Here is an 18619-nt window from a genome sequence, read left to right on the forward strand (position 1 = left end):
GCTGCGCATTGCTATTTCGTTTCTCATAAAGTGACATAAGCTCTATTCCTTCTACTGACGGAAGCATATAATGCCACGCTCACCGGAAAAATGAAGCGTAGCGTAAATTTGTCCGAGTGCAGCGCCTTGTTAGGCGCTTTCACATTATCGTTGATAATCGCCAGATCTCTCTGGTTGATAGAGAATTTCTGTAATTCTAACTTTCAGAGTACCCCCGCCAGGCTTGGGCCACTCGATTTCATCACCAATAGCAAGGCCGAGCATTGCACTCCCAACCGGGGCAAGAATAGAAATATTTTTTCCATTTGAATCCATATCTTTTGGATATACCAATGTCAATTCAAATTCTTGCTTCGTTGATTCAACGAAAAATCGAACTATTGAGTTCATAGTAACGATATCCTGAGGCATTTTCGTTGGCTCTACGATCTCCGCTCGATTTAGCTCCTGCTCTAACTCTTCAATGCCTGGCACACTGTTTTTCGGTAATGACTCAAGAAGAGCATACAATCTATCAGCGTCTAGTGAAGACAAAATAATTTCGGGCTTCTTTTTCATTGGTTTCTCACAAAAAATTAGATTTACTTGTCAATTTATTAACGAAGTATGATAGTTGATTTGATGTCTCATGCGCCTAACATTTTATTAGTGCGCATGCGCATTTATCTTGTTGGACCAGTAAAAACGCGCACAGTTAACTATCTGTATAAAAAGAACTTATCAGCATTCTATTAAATATACCATCTGGAAAAACGCGCATGCGCGTTTTCCAAACCTATTATCTCAAATCAAAAATACATAACCTATTGATAAAAATGAATAATCTAAATTTATTTATGTATAAACGCGCAAAAATTTTTCACTATTTCCCTTGATATCCAAGAATTTCAAATAACACTGTATATAAATACAGTTCCATAGAGTTAGGAGTTATCATGAGTCTAAAAAGCCCATTTCTGAAAGGTCTTCAGGAGGAAATGCGTATGCGTGGTTACAGCATTAGAACAGAAAAAACCTATCTGTATTGGATCAAAGCATTCATTAACTTTCACCACAAACGTCATCCTGAAACAATGGGAACGGAAGAAGTTACACAATTTTTAACCTTCCTTGCCAATCAACGAAATGTGGCTATCAACACACAAAAAATAGCACTTAACGCATTAGCCTATTTATATCAAAAGCATTTGCACCATGAGCTTGGCGATTTAGGATTTTGCTATGCGACTAAGCAGAGACATTTACCGACGGTTTTATCCCAATTGGAGATCTCATCGATATTAAATGAGCTTCATGGCCGAGACAGGCTAATCATTGAGCTACTCTATGGTAGTGGACTAAGAGTTTCAGAATGTCTCCGATTACGCGTCCAAGACATTGATATTGTGAGAACATCGCTTACCGTTAGAGACGGTAAAGGACATAAAGATAGGCAAACCATCCTCAGCCATAAATGCGCAGAGAAGCTTACTACATATATTGAAAAGGCTATTAAAATTCAAGAGGATGACAACCAAAAGGGGATAGGACCATCTCTGCCAAATGCATTAGAACGTAAGTACCCCAATGCGTTTAGGCAGCACGGATGGATGTTTATTTTCCCTTCGTCATCAACCTGCATTAATCCTTATACGGGAACACTTTGCAGGCACCATTTGCATCAAAGTGTTATTCGTAAAGCGCTCAGGAATGCCGTTCGTAATATTCAAATAAATAAACGCGTCACCTGCCACACGTTTAGGCACAGCTTCGCAACCCATTTGCTTCAAGCAGGTCGTGATATAAGAAGTGTTCAAGAGTTACTAGGCCACAATGGCGTTAGTACAACACAAATCTATACACATGTACTTGGCCAACATTTCGCGGGGACAACCAGTCCGTTAGATACGTTATAAAGTAAGAATAATTCTGGCAATCTCTAGCATTACTAAAATTTGCTCAACTGACAGGGTGTAGAGCTAATTGTCAGCAGCGTCAATAACACACTTTGGGGCACTTTTGAGTTAGAAAGTGCCGACTGTAAAGGTTCTGGACATTTCTGTGTCAGTGACTTAGCTAAATTAGTAGAGTATGGATAACTTCAAGTATAGAAAATTCGAAAACTCAGCCGCTATAATTGGCGGAGCGGTTTTGCATGCCCCTTTATCATGAACAGTGCTTTAAACGAGGATGGAGATTAAATGGTTATGTTGGTTACTAAAGTAATTAGGCTGTTTGATCGGGTTCAATTCCCACTTCACCATGCTTGGTTGAAGCTTTTATCTGAAGCTCTAGATGGAAGTGTGCTCGATAAACCGTTACTCGATGAAGCCAACTGTATAGCGAGTGCAATGGGTTCAGAGTATGTAGCTGTTTTGAATTCATTGCTCGAAAATAACCCTGATGTGTTTGGTGAGTTCTTGAGCCTTAAGGTTTGTGTGAAAAAACGTAAGGCAGTTGAAGGTGCTGAGTTTTCAACGAACATAGAATTTATCGAGTTAAAACTCGCTAAATATAACACGACAAAAACTCCTCAAGAGCAAAGAATCGAGCAACAAAAAGCACAGGAACAAAAGCTAAAACAACGGCAAATAGCGTCTGAAAAGATGTTTGCAGATCTTAGAGCTAAGTATGATAAGCAATTCATCGACTTCCCCTCACTCAATATTAAGTCTATTCGTAGGCACTCTAAAGCAGCTTATATTCTCACAACTCTCAACAAAGGTATGATCACTGATGCCGACTACTTGTGGCTTAAGCAGAAGGGCTTTGAGAATGATCTAGTGATTAGCATGTATTACCTTCGTCGCGCAGAGAACTCCAAACGAATATGGAATACGACCAATAAGCCGTGGAACTTGGTTAATGCCCTTGCTGATTATCGTAAAGCAAATAAGGCAAAATCAGCTCTAACCTTGGTGAATAAGCACTTTCCATTCAAATTTGCTAATGGAAATAAGAAGTTGAAATCTGCTTTGCTTACTACGGCTGGCGGTGTTAAACGTGATTTAAATATGCTAGAACAAGCTATCGAATTTGGCATACAGGCTCATGAATTGACTCTACAGGACTACCGCCCATGCACTTTGATTGGTGCGTGCAAAATGTTGAGTGGCGATATCTCCCAAGGTCATGAGTGGTATCAAAAAGCGATTAGCCGTGGCTTTGAATCTGATTCTTATGAGCAAGAAATACGCTCTATATATATGCGAGCTAAAGCTAATGACAGAGCAGAAATCAGGAAATTACTCATGGGTGATGGATGGTGCTACAAGTGGCTCAAATAGTAATTATGATATTTCAAGTTAGATATACTACAACTAATAAGACATGCAATAGCTTCTAGCTAGCTTCGGGGCAAAAGTTTGCTAGTGTTTTATCCAATGTAGAAAACCATGAACCACTTCAAGCATGGAAGCTTTGTTATTAATAAGCTCATGATATTAATTAATCTTTATTCTATTGTTACCTAGGCTGCATTCTCATCTTTTGGTAATGGTTGCGCTTGACCGAGTACATTCTCTGATCAGCTAAGTCGAGAAGATGGTCTACTTCCACCCCATCTTGAGGTGTTAATGAAAACCCAATACTGGCTTTCAGATTAATCGTATTAGTTTCATACATGACTGTTTTTGTTACTTCAGCTTCCAATCGTTGCACCAAATCTTTTGCATCTTCGCTACTCTTGAGGGGAGATATGATTCCAAACTCATCTCCGCCAATCCTCGCAACGGTATCTAACTCTCGGGTAGCTCTACGCAGACAATTAGCAAACTCTTTTATTGCCACATCGCCGATTCTGTGACCCAAATTATCGTTAATCACTTTCAGACCATCCAAGTCACAAATAACGATTGCATACGGATGGCTAGATTCCATTTTTGTTAGTAGAGTACTTCTAAGTCTATCCATAAAAAACGCTTTGTTTGCCAAACCAGTTAAACTATCTCTTGTTGCTTTTATGAACAATGCGTTGCGGTCATATCGTTCTGCCAAAAACATGAGTGAAGCTATAGTTTCTGCTAATAGACCCAGTATAAAGACTTCTTCATCTCCAAACTTATTAACGGAAGACGACATCACCTTCAATACGCCTACTGTTTTGCCAAGATGATTCAATGGCTGTACGAGCATTGAACGCAACCCGATTTTCCTGCATGCCTCTATATCTACACGTGAGTCCGCTTCTGAATCGGAACACACTAAAGCCCTACTAGAATCTATACAGAGGCCAGATAGACTTGATGCAGCTTCTAACCTTAAACCCAAGTAGTTAGAGGCAATACCGGAAGCAGCTCGATAAACCATCTCACCATCATCGGCTAGTTCGATAACAGCGCCATCTGATCGTACAAGCGGCAATGCTCTATCAACTACTCGCTGCATCACAGCACCTAAATCCAAACCTAACTTAGTCAGTTCGGTCTGCATTTTTATGACCTCTAGTAGCTTTTCATTCGTAGGCATACAAAATTTCCATGTCTTTAAAAAGAACGCTGTTTACCACTAACTATAGCTTCTCAATTAATAGCCCGTTATTTTTGTCGAGCTGAAAAAATATGAATGAGATGAGATTGTTCCTAACTCGGAAAGGGCAGAAATGATTCAGCTCAGTTCAAGCTGAATCGAAGATGGACAAAGGCGTGTCAGTGGTTCTTCTGATTTAGCTATCATCGAATAACTTTAGATATCCCAAAACGCAATCAGGCACCACTGAACGCAGTGCCTGAGATGGAAGAAAATGGACAGAATCGTGCATCCTCGAACTGAGGTTCTAGGTTAATTTAATGCAGAATTCACAAAAAAACATGCATTAACTCGATCATGTACAACTAACTTTTTCCAAACTTGAGCTAGCTAGGTACCGATAACAGAAGCAATTGTTGAGAATTATAAAACACTCCACCCACAGCTACAGCCAATAAGAACCCCTCACATAATCCTTCAATCCAGCGCGAGTTAAATGCTTTTGACCACCATTTAGCGCACAAAATGTAAAGAGAGAGAATGCTTACATCAAATAGCACCCAGATAGATGACAATGTTATTACGCTGGTAGAAAAATTGTGTGTCACTGCAATAAACTGCGGAAAAAAAGCGACAAAGAATAAGATATCTTTCGGGTTGGCTACCCCAATAATAAAACCTCTGACTAACCCACTATTTTTGGTGGTTTCGTTGAGAGTTGATGTTGATTCATTATCTATATTGACATTTGGTAACTTCCTTATTGTGAGTAGTTCCGATATCGCGCCGAAGCCAATATAGAAAGAACCAGCAATGCCCAATAAATATAGATAAACGGGAGACAAGTGTACTACACCAGCTAAAGTCAATACTGCAATCGTCATTAACAGCAGGGACGCTCCATTGGTGCCTAGCAAAGTCATAAATGCTTGGCGCTGTCCTTCGCGGGTTGCTGTAGAAATAAGCAGAGCAACGACTGGACCGGGAGTGATAATTAGCAGTAGAACAGCGAGGCTGTAGGTGGCGAGTAATGATAGATTCATGGTGTGTTTCTTCCTGTGGAGATACTTGATTGCCTATAGATGAGTGAAACTCATTCTTTCGAATTTCATTAGTTCGATTTAACTTAACGAAATAATCCTATTATGTAAGGCTTAATCAATGCTGAAAAACGGAAAAAACTGTATATTATTATGAGTAATACTCACAATGGAATACAGACATGACATTGCCTCCACTGTATGCGTTACGGGCATTTGAAGCTGCTGCCCGCTTAGGATCTTTTTCTAAAGCTGCTGAAATACTTAACGTTACACCTGGTGCGGTAAGTCGCCATGTGCGAACGCTGGAAGAATGGTTTGAATGCAAGCTGTTTGAACGACATGGCCCGAAAGTATTAATTACTCCCGCTGGTAACTCTCTGGCCAGTCAACTGACGGAAAGTTTCCAGAGCCTGGAAAATGCCTGTTACTACTTTGGTCGCAACAATCGGCAACTGCGCTTAAAAGCGCCATCCACACTGACCATGAGCTGGTTACTGGACGCATTGAGGAGTTTTCGAGATGAGCACACCGTACCAATTATTGAAATTGTAAGTGTATGGATGGATATTGACAGCGTGGATTTTGTCCGAGAACCCTACGATTGCGCCATCCTGCTGGGACAGGGTAATTTTGGTACAGATACCGAATGCCTTCCGCTGTTTGAAGAGCTGCTGATTCCCGTCTGTTCACCAGCGTTACTGAGTGAGGCTCAATATGATTTAAGCGCTTGTGAGCTAATTCACCCAACTTCGGACCGCCGTGACTGGCGGCGTTGGATAGACCGCACTGGTTATTATAAGTCTTTGAACATTAATAAGGGCAAGGTGTTCGATACTCTTGAGCAAGGCAACCAAGCGGCCATCAGCCGCCATGGTATCTCTGTTGGAGATTTGTTACTTAGTCTGAAAGCGATTGACACCGAGTTACTTGCGTTGCCATTTAAGCAAGCGGTGGTGACTGGTGATAGCTATTATCTTGTCTGGCCTAAAGGTTCAGTTAAAAGACAATACATCGATTTACTCTATCAGTGGCTCAAGTCTTCAGCACCTGGTCCATTGCCTGACGAGGTAACCTGTCTAAATTGATAAACAGGGGACTAGGAAAGCTAACAAAACTAGCTGACGTTGTTAACTCGGCCCTGAACTATATCGTGCATGGAGTGCTGACCCTATATCTTGTGTAATCCCAAGGTCTAAATAGTATGAAGAGCCTAGCTCATTTCATGCCCACCTCCAAGTTACACCTTTCAATTTAAGTGCATAATAATGCAGGTGATGATTTCTGGCTGGACACACCGTTTTGACAGAAATTGGGAGATTCCGTTCAGCGCCGTTCTGGTATCTGCGATAACCTCACGTATGGCAAACTCAGAAGAGTAATCCGCTGCTGAGTAATCGCACTAAGCAGGAATGGGCGTGCGACGTGAAGTCGTATGAAGCGCTGTTCACCGCTTGATGTGTGAACCATCTGTATCACCAGATGAACCTAGGAGCCTGAATAAAGTAGCGGCTCTGACAATGTAACGAAGAACGGGGGTAATACCGTTCGGGGTCGAAATCGTAAGAGGACGCCCCTCCTGATAACCACAAATCGGGTAAGTGCTAGGTAGTCAGTATGATGAACATATGTGAATCTGCGTAAGGGGCGTTATCCTTGCAAACAGCGGAAGTGGCTAATACGCTGTAGCCAAAAGGCACGAGAGTCGGAAAGAGATTGCCCCATGTTCTTTCGTGATCATTGAACTCTCCGCACCATAGCAGGCATCTACCCTGACATTGCGCGACATACGGAACACGGTAAGCCTGTATCACTCCCTCTGGGAAAGCCTCTGTGGCCGATAGTGATGCAGGTAGAGGATGTTGGAAAAAGCGAAAGCTGCATTGTAACGATGCAGATACAGATTCCTATCTGATCACGAAAGTGAGCTGACTTCCGACTGGTCTTCCGTTGCAAGATAATTTGAAGAACTTTATTCAAGGAGATAAGCAAATGATGATTTCAAAAGAGATTAGTACCTCTCCTGACAGTGCTCAATGGCAATCCATAAATTGGAAAGTCGTAGAATCCCATGTATTAAAGCTTCAGATGCGTATTGCAAAGGCAACACAAGAAGGTAAACACGGCAAAGCGAAAGCGTTGCAGTGGATACTGACTCACTCGCGTTCAGCAAAACTTCTAGCTGTTAGCGGGTATCACAAAATAAAGGCAGTAAAACGCCTGGAATTGACGGTGTCATCTGGAATACAGATACGCGCCGCATGAAAGCAGTCAATCAATTGAGCAGAAAAGCTTATCAAGCCAAACCGCTCAAGCGTATCTACATCCCCAAGAAAAACGGCAAGCTCAGACCACTTGGTATCCCCTGTATGATCGACAGAGCACAGCAAGCGCTTCATCTTCTTGCACTAGAGCCAATATCGGAGACTGTTGCCGATCCCAATAGCTATGGCTTCCGACCTAATCGAAGCACTGCTGATGCGATTCAACAGTGTTTCATCTGTTTAAGTCAAAAGAAATCCGCGCAATGGGTACTCGAGGGAGATATTAAAGCCTGTTTCGATAAAATTGGACATCAATGGCTAATCGAAAACATACCAGCAGACAAACGGATGCTGGGACAATGGCTGAAATCAGGCTATATAGATAAAGGATTGTTCTACCATACCGACGAGGGCACACCGCAGGGCGGAATTATATCTCCAACTCTGATGTTGATGACACTTGCCGGTCTGGAACAGCGCATAAAATCTACCGCCCTCAAAAAGGGGGCGAGAGCCAACTTTATTGGATACGCCGATGATTTCGTCGTCACCTGTGCTTCAAAGGAGGTGCTGGAGTACGATATCAAACCGTTGATTGCTGAGTTCTTAGCGGAAAGAGGCTTAGCACTCTCCGAAGAGAAAACGCACATTACCCACATCAGCCGTGGTTTTGACTTCCTAGGTTTCAATCATAGGAAGTTCAAAGGAAAACTGCTCATTAAACCGAGTAAGTCCAACACTTTGATGCTCTTAAGTAACTTACGTGAACTCATCAAGAAGCACGCTACCATCCCCGTTAACGATCTAATCAAGTTGATAAATCCGAAACTCAGGGGCTGGTCGAATTACTATCGACACTGCGTTGCTAAACAGATATTCGGATATATAGGTCACGAGCTATTCCATGCGTTATGGCACTGGGCTAAAAGGCGTCATCCGACTAAGTCTAGAACTTGGATCGCCCTTAAATACTTCATCAACCGTCAAGGTCAATGGCAATTTCACGGTTGGCAGAAGATCATGAATATGGATTGTCAGTTCAATCTGTTTCAAATAGCCAAAGTGCCAATAGAGAGACATGTAAAAATCAGGAGTGCCGCTACGCTTTTTGATCCTCAACACCAAGAATACTTGGCAAAGAGAAAATCAAAGAAGCAATGTCGTAACTCTTGGTATGAGCCTGCTCTCACTGCTTTATAAGTTGCTGGGTGCCAATCGGTGCCTTCGTGAAGGCTTGAGCCTAGTGCGGTGAAAGTTGCACGCTGGGTTCTCAGAGGGACGACACTTGGTAACAGGTGTCGTCTACTCGACAAAAACTTGCTAAGAGAGCGGTTGGTCTAATGCCCGTTATCTCTCCCACATCGCATCAAGCTTCAGATATATGTTATCTAGAAAAACGCAAATAACAGGCAATAGCGGCTTGTTGTATTGTGCCTACAAACCGCATAATTACATCAATCGATATCACTTCTAGCAGCATCAACTGCTAGCGAGTCCGCAATCTCATTCCCTCTAACACCAGAATGCGCTCTAACCTTTTCGACTTCGACATACTTGGCAGAGCGTAACTCATCTACTGTCTGCCACAGGCGTCGATTCTTAATCTGTTTTTTATCAGCTCTACGCCAGCCTTTCTTTTTCCAGCCATCAAGCCAAAGGTTGAAACCTTTTACGCAGTACTCACTGTTTGAGTAGATGACATCACCATCTTCGGCATATTCCAGCCCTTCGATAAGTGCAAGTAACTCCAACTCTGCATTGTCTGTCTCTCGGTCAATGGTGATAGCCTCCTCATGGACAATTTCGTCATCTTCATTGAAGACCACCAGCCCAATGCCTCCTCGTTTGCAGCCGTGTTGATTGTTTGGTGCAGCTCCGTCTACGTGAATTGAATAACTCATTTTTTTATCTCTCTAGTTGCAAAAAGGGCGCATGACTTTGCTTAGCCAGCGCCCCGTTGATGTTTGTGTTACTGATAGGATTCTTGGTTGTCTCGTATACTCAGACGCGATTCCATCCATTCCTCGATTTCACTTTCGACCCAAGCTACTGCTCGTCCGCCGAGTGGGACACTCTTCGGAAAATCGGTTTCATCAGCCATGAACTTGTAGATAGTTGAACGGCCAAGTCCTGTTAGTGACATCACTTCTTTAAGTCGTAGAAATCTCATGGGAATTGTCTCCTGTATTTTGTATATACCCATGGGATAAGCCGCCACTGTAAAAAATGCAGTCGGTCTACTCCAAGCTAGAGCCAAAGAAGTAACGCTTTTCTTGCCACGCTTCAGCAAGGCTGCTCATACGGTGGAAGACAGTGTTCTTTATGTTGACGTCTTTGCTACGACAACGAGTCCCCACCCCATAATTTCCTCGGTCATTGAGAAACACCAATGAACGCGCTTCTCCGCTGTAGTGCTTTTCTATCGCTTCTTGCCAAGCCGTTTTAAGATGCTCAACCAATTCATTGCGCTTGTCCCAACAAATAGCGGGACCAAAGTGCTGGCTATAGTCAGTAAACAGCATCACGCGATAGTTGTGGGATGGCACCTTGTCTTCCCGCTTACGCCATACATAGAACAGAGAATCCGTATCAAGCTTTTCTTTAAACAGATTAAAGTAATCGTTGAGGATACTGAGGTCGGTATCTTGATGGTCTTCTGGCAAAAACAAGTCCAAACGTGTGGCGAGAGCGATGTCAAACTGACTGAGTGCCTGTTCAAAGACATCGACCATCGAGGTCAATGCTGACTCGTATAACCCCTTGTCGCTGTAATACAGCGGGTAATCTTCAAAAGTTCTATCTAGAGTAATGCTTGGGAGGTAGGTTCTATTCGCCATGAGTAATGCCTTTTGTGTGTGAATGACATAGGCATTACTCGCGTTGTATTTTTTTAAGGTGAGTCGTGCCGCAACCTGCAAGCACACCTTGGATGATTAGTTGACTAAGCCATAGCCCTAAGGGCAGTTCAACAAGATACGATATATTGGTATTGAGCAGAAATATCGGTAAAACAACTAAAGAAGAAATGACAGATACAAACGTCGTAACTGTCAGTGCTGGCAACTTGAAGACTTTGAGAAAGACCCCGAACCCGGCCCAAAGACTTCCAGCCAACCAAAACAAACCTAGGCCTTGCCATGAAAAATCGGCTCCGGTAACCAAAGAAGTAACATTAGATAAAACAAGACCAGCAATGATGATCATCAAACCTGACCATTGCAAAAGACGAATTTTGAATTTGAGCAGTAATGCACTCCACACAATGCCCATCGTACTCATAGCGATAAATGGCAACATTGCGGAATTCGCTGGAGAAGAGCTTTGCAAACCCAAAAACAAGGTAATAGCGAATAACGGTCCAGCAAGAATTGATGCCAGCAGCCAAGAACGAAGATTGCTGGTAATCAAGTGTTTAGTTTGCCAAAACCGTCGGCCATGCAATGGTAACAGAATAAACATCGCGCCGAGGTAACGAAGCATCATCAAGTCAGTAACATTCATACCTGAATCAAATGCCAGTCTTCCAGCAACCGTGTAAAGCGCCCCAATTGAAGCGGCACTAATACCCCAAATAATCCCTTTTAGCTGATCCGTGTAGAACGCAGAAAACCTCGCCCCAATGGCTGCTAATATGGTCATAAATTGCCCTAACCCTTAGGGGGTAATCTGATTTCAATAGGGCAATTCTATGGACTTATTTTCACTTAATAAGGGAGGTAAACCGCATACGACTTATTACTGGTTGGAATAGATCGTCTATTCTGAACTTCAAATATAAGTTACTGTTCTGATGGGGTGGGAATAGGGAAGGAATTTATAAAAGGTCAGCCATGTGCCTGCGGCGGAGGTTCAAAGCCGCGCTCTACGGAAAATTTGGAGCGCAGCGGAAAACTTGTCAGACAGCGGCACCACCAGACACTCCGTGCGACTACTGTGCCAGTTGTTTGATGAGTACGCGTGGAGGAGCTGCGCAAAGTCGAAGCGACAACGTGACAATGAACGACTTACAGGCCAACTCAAACAATGTTGGCTTGAGTCTGGTGGTATCTATGGATACCGCAAACTCCATCGAGATCTGCGTGATCTTGGCGAGCAATGCGATATTAATCGTGTGCATCGCCTGATGCAGCGAGCAGGACTGCGAGCGCAAGTTAGCTATCGCAAACCGAGAGCGCCTAGTTGTGAGCAACACGTTGTTACGCCAAATCGTTTAGAACGGCAATTCGATCCATTAGCGCCCAACACGGCTTGGGTAACAGATATTACGTACATCAAAACGCATGGAGGCTTTTCTTTCAACTGCTGAAACGTGAACGAATTAAGCGAAATATCTATGCGACCAGGGACGACGCAAAGATGGATGTGTTTAATTATATTGAGATGTTTTACAACCCGAAACGACAGCATAGTTCCAATGATGGGCTATCACCGTTAGAGTATGAACGTCAGTATTTTAATGAGGCTTAAAGTCGTCTACTGAAGTAGTGGCGATTCAAACAACACCTCTTCAAAACATTGAACGAGGTCCGTGAGCTGACTGAAAACTGGATGAAAGAATATAACGAAGAACGCCCTCGTGACGCACTGAACGATCTGACACCATGGGAATACTTGATGAAGCATGAACAAGCCGAAACCTCTAATTACTGGTGTAACTAATTAGGGGCGGTTTACAAAGCGTTGCAGATATTTTATTTATCACTAAAATAAAACAGATAATAAAAAATAAATCGTCAGTGTTGTACTTGCATTTTTTGTCACATGAGGTGTTTTATGTTCGGGATAGTAACAAAGAGCATTAGATTCAAACTTTCTATTTCTATGGGGGTTGCAGTTTTATCGCTAATTATCTTATTTCTAACGTACGGCACGCTAACCAAAAAACTAAACAAAGGCGTAGATGATTTTGGTCATCAGTTCCTTCCTTCTGTTTCTTTCGTTTTGAATGCAGACCGAGATTTATATCAAGCTTATGTGGCTCAACTCCATTATTTGCTTAGTCCGGGGCAAGACGATATAAAAGACTTCAAAGACAATGCTAAGCAAGCTTATGACGGCATGATGAAGTTTAAGAATCTGATGGATGACCACCCTGCAATCACGAGCAAAGTGAATGACTTTGAAAACCGTTTTAGAAAATGGGAGCAATCGTCGAATGAGTTTTTCAAGCTGGTAGATAGCGGAACTACCAAAGAAGCAGAAGCGTTACTTGGTTCAACAGTTTCTGATGATTTCCAGAGCTTACGAAAGCTCTATGATATCGCCAGTCAAGAGCTAGATTCACAGGCCAAAGTCGAAGTAAATGAATTCTCAGAAGAGACTTCAAAGACGCAGCTCTACATGTTGATATTCGTTGCCTTCATCATCATCCTTACTGGAACGTTAAGTTATGTCGTTCCTAAAGTGCTGGTCAGCAGTGTCAATGATCTCACTCGACGTATCAAAGAAATCAGCGAAGGAGACGGTGACTTAACACAACGCATCAACTCCAAACGCACCGACGAACTGGGTAAGCTGGCTTCGGCATTCGATGATTTTGTGGCTAAACTGCAAACCCTCATTTCTGAAATATCATCAAGCAGCACGTCGCTAGAAAGCAATGTGGTTCAACTTACAAATACTCACGAGAATGCTCAACGTGTAAGTAATGAACAAACGAGGAGCATTGAGCATATTGCTGCGGCAGTGAATGAATTCAGTGTATCCATTCGCGAAGTGGCAGAACGGACTCTAAGATCGGCGAACGAAACTGATCACACCGCAGAGCTTACCACTCAGGGTATGAAGATTATAGATAACTCGGTGGATGAGATTAACCAACTCGCGAACTCCATCAAAAAAGCTAATCAAGTGATTGAGCAACTGGCGAGTGAATCAAACAATATCGTTACCGTGCTCGAAGTGATTCGTAACATCGCAGAACAAACCAACCTACTCGCTCTTAATGCCGCTATTGAAGCTGCACGAGCTGGTGAACAAGGTAGAGGGTTCGCGGTCGTTGCCGACGAAGTTCGCTCTCTGGCAAGCAAAACACAAAAATCCACTGAAGAAATTCAGAACATGATCGACAAGTTACAAAGGGGTGTGAAAGACGCCGTGAGTTCAATCTTAGATGGTTCAAACCGTGTTGAGAAGAATGTTGAGTTGTCGCTAAACATTCAGCAAATGTTTGAATCCATTCAGTCTTCCGCAACAATCGTTAGTGACATGGCAACTCAGATCGCTACTGCGACAGAGCAACAAAGCAGTGTGTCAGAAGAGTTGAGCACCAACCTTGAACACTTAAACGAACAAAACCGAGTGAGCCAAGGTTTGTCGAATGATATTAACGAAGTAGCGAAACGGGTAGGTAGTTCAGTTAATAAACTGTCTAAAGATGTAGGTCAGTTTAAAATCGGTTAACCCTCACTCCCGAACGTAGACAAAGGAGCACTTATCTGTGCTCCTTTTCATTTTGTCATTATTAATACTGACAAAAAATAAGGAATGTGGAACTATATGCACTTAGTTTTACGGTTATAATGACGTTATCTTCCATTTACTAAGGCGACATGATGAAAGCAGACCTCCTTTCAGATGATATTGGTCAACATAAAGTCTGAATCACCACCAACTGATTGCTGAAACTACCGTAAATATTTCGTGCTACGAACGGAATCGTCCCAGCAATTACCTCGCCTCGATAAGCTTTGCTTGATTTGATAACGCCACAGCAGTTGCCGATAAGAACGACTTGTGTAATGACTTCCTTGGTCGCTGTGGAACATCACGCCTTTGGGCTTACCTCGTGATTCAAACGCCATAGAGAGTGCCTTTCCTGTCAACTTGCTATCAGGCGAGACTGACATCGCCCAACCAATTGGCTTTCTCGCGAACAGATCGATGACAACAGCAAGATACATCCAGCGCTGCCCCGTCTAAACATACGTCACATCACCTACCCAGATTTGGTTTGGAGAGGTAACGGCAAATTGTCGAGATAGATGGTTGGTGATCTCTACGTGCTCTTGTGATGCCTTTCGATAACGATGATTCGGTGTTTGGCAGCTTACCAACCCTAGTAATTTCATCATCTTAGAAGCTCGATAACGTGTTAGTTTTACACCTTGGGCCGTCACCAGATCGGCAATGCTTCTCGCACCAGCAGAGCCATTGCTTGCCATATGAACTTCTTTAATGAGACTTTTTAGTTTCACCAACTCAGGGGATACACGTTTAGAGCGACAACGCCAGTATTTGTAGCTGCTGCGATGGACACTGAACACATGACACAAGGTGGTTACATTAAAGCTCTGCCTGAGTTTCTCAATTATCGCGAGTTGTTCAGTGAGTCCGACATCAAGAGAGCTGTTGTCGCCTTTTTTAATATTTCATTGTGTTCTTCAAGACGGACGAGTTTCTTCTTCAGCTCACGTATCTCAATTTGCTCTGGTGTTATCGGTGAGGCTTGGGGAGTCACTCCGTTTCTTTCTTGCTTAAGTTGCCTTAACCACTTGTCCATTGTCGATTTACCCACACCCATGGCTTTTGCTGCATCGAATCTAAATTCCGCACTGAAAGTACGTCTGGTTCGCGTGGTCATAGTTTCACCTGTCATGTTATGAGGTGCGTCTTAGCACCTCTAATCAGATGGCCAAATTCACTATGCCACAACATTCGGAAATGCATTACTTGGCCCATCACGATAAAGTAATTCATAGCCATAAATGTCTAAATTTCTGTCAAAAATGGGCTGCCTTGCTACATAACTGAACATAGTTCGCTACACCTTACACTCACTGATGCTGATCACTTATGAGATGTAACTCGAAGAAAACACAAAAACCAACTAGAAGTTTTGAATACCATGATGAAAAGCTATTTCACATAACTTGTACGTGATAGGTATCGACTAAAGATGCTTAACATTTCATTGGTTACAGTATGACATCTCTTAGTCTACATCGTTCTAGTACCAAAAATCGCAACCATACGAAGGCATTTTAAACGACCACTCAATTAAAATATGGGCACTTTATCATTTGTACCCTCCTGATATTAATGGCTCATCCAACTTCAATGCTATTTTGTTTCGATGAATAGCTTCTTCAGGAAGCCTTAAAAATCCATACTGATTCAGCGTTTCAGTATGACTTGAGGTAATCGTAAGTTCTAAGACGCGTTGTTCGCTTTGATTCAACTCATTTCGGTATGGAGGTAAGTCTACGTACATGTAGTAGACACTTGATAGAGGATATCTTCCTGAATAAATGGTTTCGATGTTCACCTCTTGTAAATCACCATATCTGTCGATGATAGAAAGTATCTTACTGTCTTCCCACTTATCGTTATAGGTCACATAAACCATGGATGCAGCTTCACTGTCTAACTTATCAAGCAAGTCATCTTCATCAGCAACAAACTGAGTTAAAGAGTAAGTCCCTTTTGAACATTCCACCCAATCACTAAACCTCTGATGAATGTTAAAGTCCTCAGAGACTGCAAATGGAAGGATATACTGCTCACTTACACTCTTGATTTCTCGAGGCCATTTAGCCGGAGTTATATCTTCATTACAGCCAAAAACGTTACCAATCTGACCAACTGTCATTGAAGTATTCGGGTTATCCTGATTGATCAAGATGGCGACAACATCAGCAGTTAGATAAAGCTGGGTAGGACGGTATCCTTTCAGGTTGTAAAACTTTGCGACTTCTAAATCCGTCCATTTTTTTGAGGTGATGCCAATTTTGTATCGCCCCAAAAGCATGTCCCCCGGAATATCTTGGCTGCCATTTATTTCTGCATCAATACCCTGCTCACTCACCAATTGGTTAGCTAAATCGGAGATATAACTTTCAGCACCGATAATAGCTTTATCGTTGGCGGGAGACTCTTCAGCGAAGGCAAAATAAGATATAAAAGCAAACAGAAACAAAACTATACGTTTAGTTTTCATTTTTAACCTCCACTGCCGAACCTGGGTTGAGAACAGAATCAGAGCTAAAAATTGTCCACGAAGGCTTAACGCTCATAGTGCTTTCCTCTACCACAGCGATCGTTCGGCGATGCCGCTCTTTCAGTTGTGAGGTCAACGACGTTATTTGAGTAAATTCTTGCTCCTCAATTCGTTGGGGATCAACTCCATTTTGAACAAGTAAAGTCCTGATTACGTGAGTGCGTCTCTTTGCAAGTTCCCGGTTGTAATCCAACGTTGCTTCAGGACTGGTATCTCCGATTAGGATAGCTTTAGATTCAGGATTGGACGCCAAAAGTCCCAGTAACTCTTTCAATGGTGTTTGATGCTCAGACTTAATATCAGACTTGTCCATATCAAAGAAGAAACTAACCACATTGAAATTTTGTATAGTATGCCAATCTGCACATCCCTGACTATCAACTAAGACGCCTTCAGGAGTATCCGCGCACAGATCCCTTTGATTAATCACGCCATCTTTATCTTGATCGGATAAATCATCCAACTGATGTCGGGTGGTTCGCACATCTGGTTGTTGTGCACAACCTAGAAGCAAGAGAGCCATCAGAAATAAATAATGGAACTTACTCATTGCCTTTCTCCTGCCATTCCTCTGGATATTCAACTCTTAGAGCGTAAGTCAATGTACCCATCGCATTAAATAAACGATATGCCGCCACTAATCGATCATATTTAGTTCGCACATAATTTCGTCGAGCTGCGAATGTTTCGACTTTGGCATCCAATACATCAAGCAAGCTTCTTCGACCTACATTAAATTGCTGGATGTAACCAAGCTCTGCAATTTTTGCTGCATCTACGTTAGTTTTTAAGATGTTTTTCTGCTGTTCTAACAATTCGTAGGCATTCCACGCCAGTTGGGTACCTTCTTCTGCATCCAACTGAGCCTGAAGACGCACAGCTCGAGCTTCTTCAGCACGCCAAGCGGAAGATTCCACTCTTGAATTAGTCGTAAATCCACTAAAAATATCGTAGTTAAGTGTCAGCATTATCTTGGCATCTTCATTAATTCCTTCGATGTTATCTACATTGTCCGTTTTGTTAGCGGAGAGTTCGAGTTTTAGCTCGGGATAGTAACCACCTTTTTCTCGGTCAATTTCTTTTCGAGCAGCGTTCAAATCATTGATAGCTGACTTAATAGACGGATGCCCATCTGTCGCCTGTTGTTTCGCTATGTCGACATTTGGAGGGATTAGACGGGCATCAAATACGGGCTCAATGATATCTTTTGGTGCTTTACCAACTAAACGTAAGTATTTGGTCTTTGCATCATTAAGATTGTTTTGAGAAGCGATGAGTGACGATTGAGCTGTCGCGACTCGAGAAGCAATCTGTGCTAAATCAGAATTACTGGTTAACCCTTTCTCTTTTTTGTCCAAGATTAACTGGTATATTTCCTGATGCTCTCGTAGGTTTCTCTTTGTCAGTTCCAAAAGTTCTTCGGCGTGCAAAACATCAACGTAAACCTTCACAGTTTCCAAGGCGATATTTTCGGCAGAAGATAATAAACTCAGCCTTGCGGCCTCAGCTTCTAAGTCAAGTCTTTCAATGTCCGATGTCGTAGCAAAACCATCAAACAACAGTTGTGAGATTTTTATACCCAGTTCGGTTCTATCCAGAATCCGATCTTCGCTATCAATATAGTTACCATTGCTATAACGAGTTCCTTCATAACCAGCAGCGGCATATAGATTTACTTGAGGTAAATAGCTCCCACCCACGGCATCGCTGTCTTTACGCATCGATTGGAAACGGGAATATTTGGCAAGTAAGTCCGGTGAGCTATCCAGAGCAAGTGCTACAGATTCTTCAAGCGTCATTGCATTTACAATGGGACTAGCCAGCAAACATCCCAAAACTATTGTTTTAAAACGCATTAAATGTCCTTATTG

At 42.5% G+C, this 18619-nt stretch carries 14 protein-coding genes and 4 pseudogenes; 7 read left to right on the forward strand and 11 right to left on the reverse strand.

The features are described from left to right. Window positions 1-144 precede the first annotated feature (144 nt). Window positions 145-558: a nucleoside diphosphate kinase regulator gene (rnk, locus tag HKI82_RS08235; RefSeq protein ID WP_112404664.1), complete on the reverse strand. Its 414-nt coding sequence runs from the start codon at window positions 556-558 to the stop codon at window positions 145-147. A gap of 377 nt (window positions 559-935) precedes the next feature. Between rnk and HKI82_RS08240 the strand changes: the two genes are divergently transcribed. Further along, window positions 936-1895 carry an integron integrase gene (locus HKI82_RS08240; protein WP_171137731.1) on the forward strand — a complete coding sequence of 320 codons (960 nt, stop codon included), beginning with the start codon at window positions 936-938 and terminating at the stop codon, window positions 1893-1895. Window positions 1896-2180: 285 nt separating this feature from the next. Beyond that, entirely contained in the window at window positions 2181-3266 is a 1086-nt protein-coding gene (locus HKI82_RS08245) for a hypothetical protein (protein WP_171137732.1), read from the forward strand. A gap of 178 nt (window positions 3267-3444) precedes the next feature. On the opposite strand, the gene HKI82_RS08250 is transcribed toward HKI82_RS08245, so the two are convergent. After that, entirely contained in the window at window positions 3445-4446 is a 1002-nt protein-coding gene (locus HKI82_RS08250) for a GGDEF domain-containing protein (RefSeq protein ID WP_171137733.1), read from the reverse strand. A 386-nt stretch (window positions 4447-4832) separates the two neighbouring features. After that, the gene (locus HKI82_RS08255) at window positions 4833-5489 is read right to left on the reverse strand and encodes a LysE family translocator (protein WP_171137734.1); all 657 of its coding nucleotides are present in this window, start codon (window positions 5487-5489) and stop codon (window positions 4833-4835) included. A gap of 179 nt (window positions 5490-5668) precedes the next feature. Here HKI82_RS08255 and HKI82_RS08260 point away from each other — a divergent pair, with 179 nt between their 5' ends. Next, complete coding sequence (locus HKI82_RS08260) at window positions 5669-6574, forward strand: LysR family transcriptional regulator (RefSeq protein ID WP_014204414.1); 906 nt, start codon at window positions 5669-5671, stop codon at window positions 6572-6574. 904 nt (window positions 6575-7478) lie between these two features. After that, window positions 7479-8950, forward strand: a pseudogene (gene ltrA, locus HKI82_RS08265) (group II intron reverse transcriptase/maturase). Between the two features lie 254 nt (window positions 8951-9204). Here ltrA and HKI82_RS08270 read toward each other — a convergent pair. The 4 genes from HKI82_RS08270 to HKI82_RS08285 form a co-directional block, all read right to left on the reverse strand. Continuing rightward, complete coding sequence (locus tag HKI82_RS08270) at window positions 9205-9651, reverse strand: ribonuclease HI (protein WP_171137735.1); 447 nt, start codon at window positions 9649-9651, stop codon at window positions 9205-9207. Between the two features lie 68 nt (window positions 9652-9719). Beyond that, window positions 9720-9920: an AlpA family transcriptional regulator gene (locus HKI82_RS08275; protein ID WP_171137736.1), complete on the reverse strand. Its 201-nt coding sequence runs from the start codon at window positions 9918-9920 to the stop codon at window positions 9720-9722. Window positions 9921-9987: 67 nt separating this feature from the next. Continuing rightward, on the reverse strand, window positions 9988-10587 hold the full coding sequence (locus tag HKI82_RS08280; RefSeq protein WP_171137737.1) for a YagK/YfjJ domain-containing protein: 600 nt from the start codon (window positions 10585-10587) through the stop codon (window positions 9988-9990). A gap of 34 nt (window positions 10588-10621) precedes the next feature. Further along, window positions 10622-11389, reverse strand: coding sequence for a DMT family transporter (locus HKI82_RS08285; RefSeq protein ID WP_171137738.1), 768 nt, complete (start codon window positions 11387-11389; stop codon window positions 10622-10624). 277 nt (window positions 11390-11666) lie between these two features. On the opposite strand from HKI82_RS08285, the pseudogene HKI82_RS08290 reads away from it, so the two are divergent. The 3 genes and pseudogenes from HKI82_RS08290 to HKI82_RS08300 all read left to right on the forward strand — a co-directional run. Further along, a pseudogene (locus HKI82_RS08290) lies at window positions 11667-12217 on the forward strand (IS3 family transposase); the annotation flags it as partial. A gap of 33 nt (window positions 12218-12250) precedes the next feature. Then, a pseudogene (locus HKI82_RS08295) lies at window positions 12251-12409 on the forward strand (integrase core domain-containing protein); the annotation flags it as partial. Window positions 12410-12523: 114 nt separating this feature from the next. Next, window positions 12524-14152 carry a methyl-accepting chemotaxis protein gene (locus HKI82_RS08300; RefSeq protein WP_171137739.1) on the forward strand — a complete coding sequence of 543 codons (1629 nt, stop codon included), beginning with the start codon at window positions 12524-12526 and terminating at the stop codon, window positions 14150-14152. A 251-nt stretch (window positions 14153-14403) separates the two neighbouring features. On the opposite strand, the pseudogene HKI82_RS08305 reads toward HKI82_RS08300, so the two are convergent. The 4 genes and pseudogenes from HKI82_RS08305 to HKI82_RS08320 form a co-directional block, all read right to left on the reverse strand. After that, window positions 14404-15332: pseudogene (locus tag HKI82_RS08305) on the reverse strand (IS3 family transposase); the annotation flags it as partial. Window positions 15333-15767: 435 nt separating this feature from the next. Further along, window positions 15768-16688, reverse strand: a complete 921-nt coding sequence (locus HKI82_RS08310) for a substrate-binding domain-containing protein (RefSeq protein WP_171137740.1) — start codon at window positions 16686-16688, stop codon at window positions 15768-15770. Then, window positions 16678-17298, reverse strand: a complete 621-nt coding sequence (locus tag HKI82_RS08315; protein ID WP_171137741.1) for an OmpA family protein — start codon at window positions 17296-17298, stop codon at window positions 16678-16680. The genes HKI82_RS08310 and HKI82_RS08315 overlap by 11 nt, the downstream gene beginning before the upstream one ends. After that, window positions 17291-18604, reverse strand: a complete 1314-nt coding sequence (locus HKI82_RS08320) for a TolC family outer membrane protein (RefSeq protein ID WP_042485751.1) — start codon at window positions 18602-18604, stop codon at window positions 17291-17293. The genes HKI82_RS08315 and HKI82_RS08320 overlap by 8 nt, the downstream gene beginning before the upstream one ends. Window positions 18605-18619 lie beyond the last annotated feature (15 nt).

This window comes from Vibrio plantisponsor (assembly GCF_013041605.1).
GTDB classification, from domain to species: domain Bacteria; phylum Pseudomonadota; class Gammaproteobacteria; order Enterobacterales; family Vibrionaceae; genus Vibrio; species Vibrio plantisponsor.

What these genes read in the sequence shown, in the direction of transcription:
- HKI82_RS08315 (WP_171137741.1), bottom strand. Translation starts at nt 17,298, where the DNA reads ATGAGTAAGTTCCATTATTTATTTCTGATGGCTCTCTTGCTTCTAGGT.
- HKI82_RS08255 (WP_171137734.1), bottom strand. Translation starts at nt 5,489, where the DNA reads ATGAATCTATCATTACTCGCCACCTACAGCCTCGCTGTTCTACTGCTA.
- rnk (WP_112404664.1), bottom strand. Translation starts at nt 558, where the DNA reads ATGAAAAAGAAGCCCGAAATTATTTTGTCTTCACTAGACGCTGATAGA.
- HKI82_RS08270 (WP_171137735.1), bottom strand. Translation starts at nt 9,651, where the DNA reads ATGAGTTATTCAATTCACGTAGACGGAGCTGCACCAAACAATCAACAC.
- HKI82_RS08275 (WP_171137736.1), bottom strand. Translation starts at nt 9,920, where the DNA reads ATGAGATTTCTACGACTTAAAGAAGTGATGTCACTAACAGGACTTGGC.
- HKI82_RS08300 (WP_171137739.1), top strand. Translation starts at nt 12,524, where the DNA reads ATGTTCGGGATAGTAACAAAGAGCATTAGATTCAAACTTTCTATTTCT.
- HKI82_RS08310 (WP_171137740.1), bottom strand. Translation starts at nt 16,688, where the DNA reads ATGAAAACTAAACGTATAGTTTTGTTTCTGTTTGCTTTTATATCTTAT.
- HKI82_RS08260 (WP_014204414.1), top strand. Translation starts at nt 5,669, where the DNA reads ATGACATTGCCTCCACTGTATGCGTTACGGGCATTTGAAGCTGCTGCC.
- HKI82_RS08245 (WP_171137732.1), top strand. Translation starts at nt 2,181, where the DNA reads ATGGTTATGTTGGTTACTAAAGTAATTAGGCTGTTTGATCGGGTTCAA.
- HKI82_RS08285 (WP_171137738.1), bottom strand. Translation starts at nt 11,389, where the DNA reads ATGACCATATTAGCAGCCATTGGGGCGAGGTTTTCTGCGTTCTACACG.
- HKI82_RS08280 (WP_171137737.1), bottom strand. Translation starts at nt 10,587, where the DNA reads ATGGCGAATAGAACCTACCTCCCAAGCATTACTCTAGATAGAACTTTT.
- HKI82_RS08240 (WP_171137731.1), top strand. Translation starts at nt 936, where the DNA reads ATGAGTCTAAAAAGCCCATTTCTGAAAGGTCTTCAGGAGGAAATGCGT.
- HKI82_RS08250 (WP_171137733.1), bottom strand. Translation starts at nt 4,446, where the DNA reads ATGCCTACGAATGAAAAGCTACTAGAGGTCATAAAAATGCAGACCGAA.
- HKI82_RS08320 (WP_042485751.1), bottom strand. Translation starts at nt 18,604, where the DNA reads ATGCGTTTTAAAACAATAGTTTTGGGATGTTTGCTGGCTAGTCCCATT.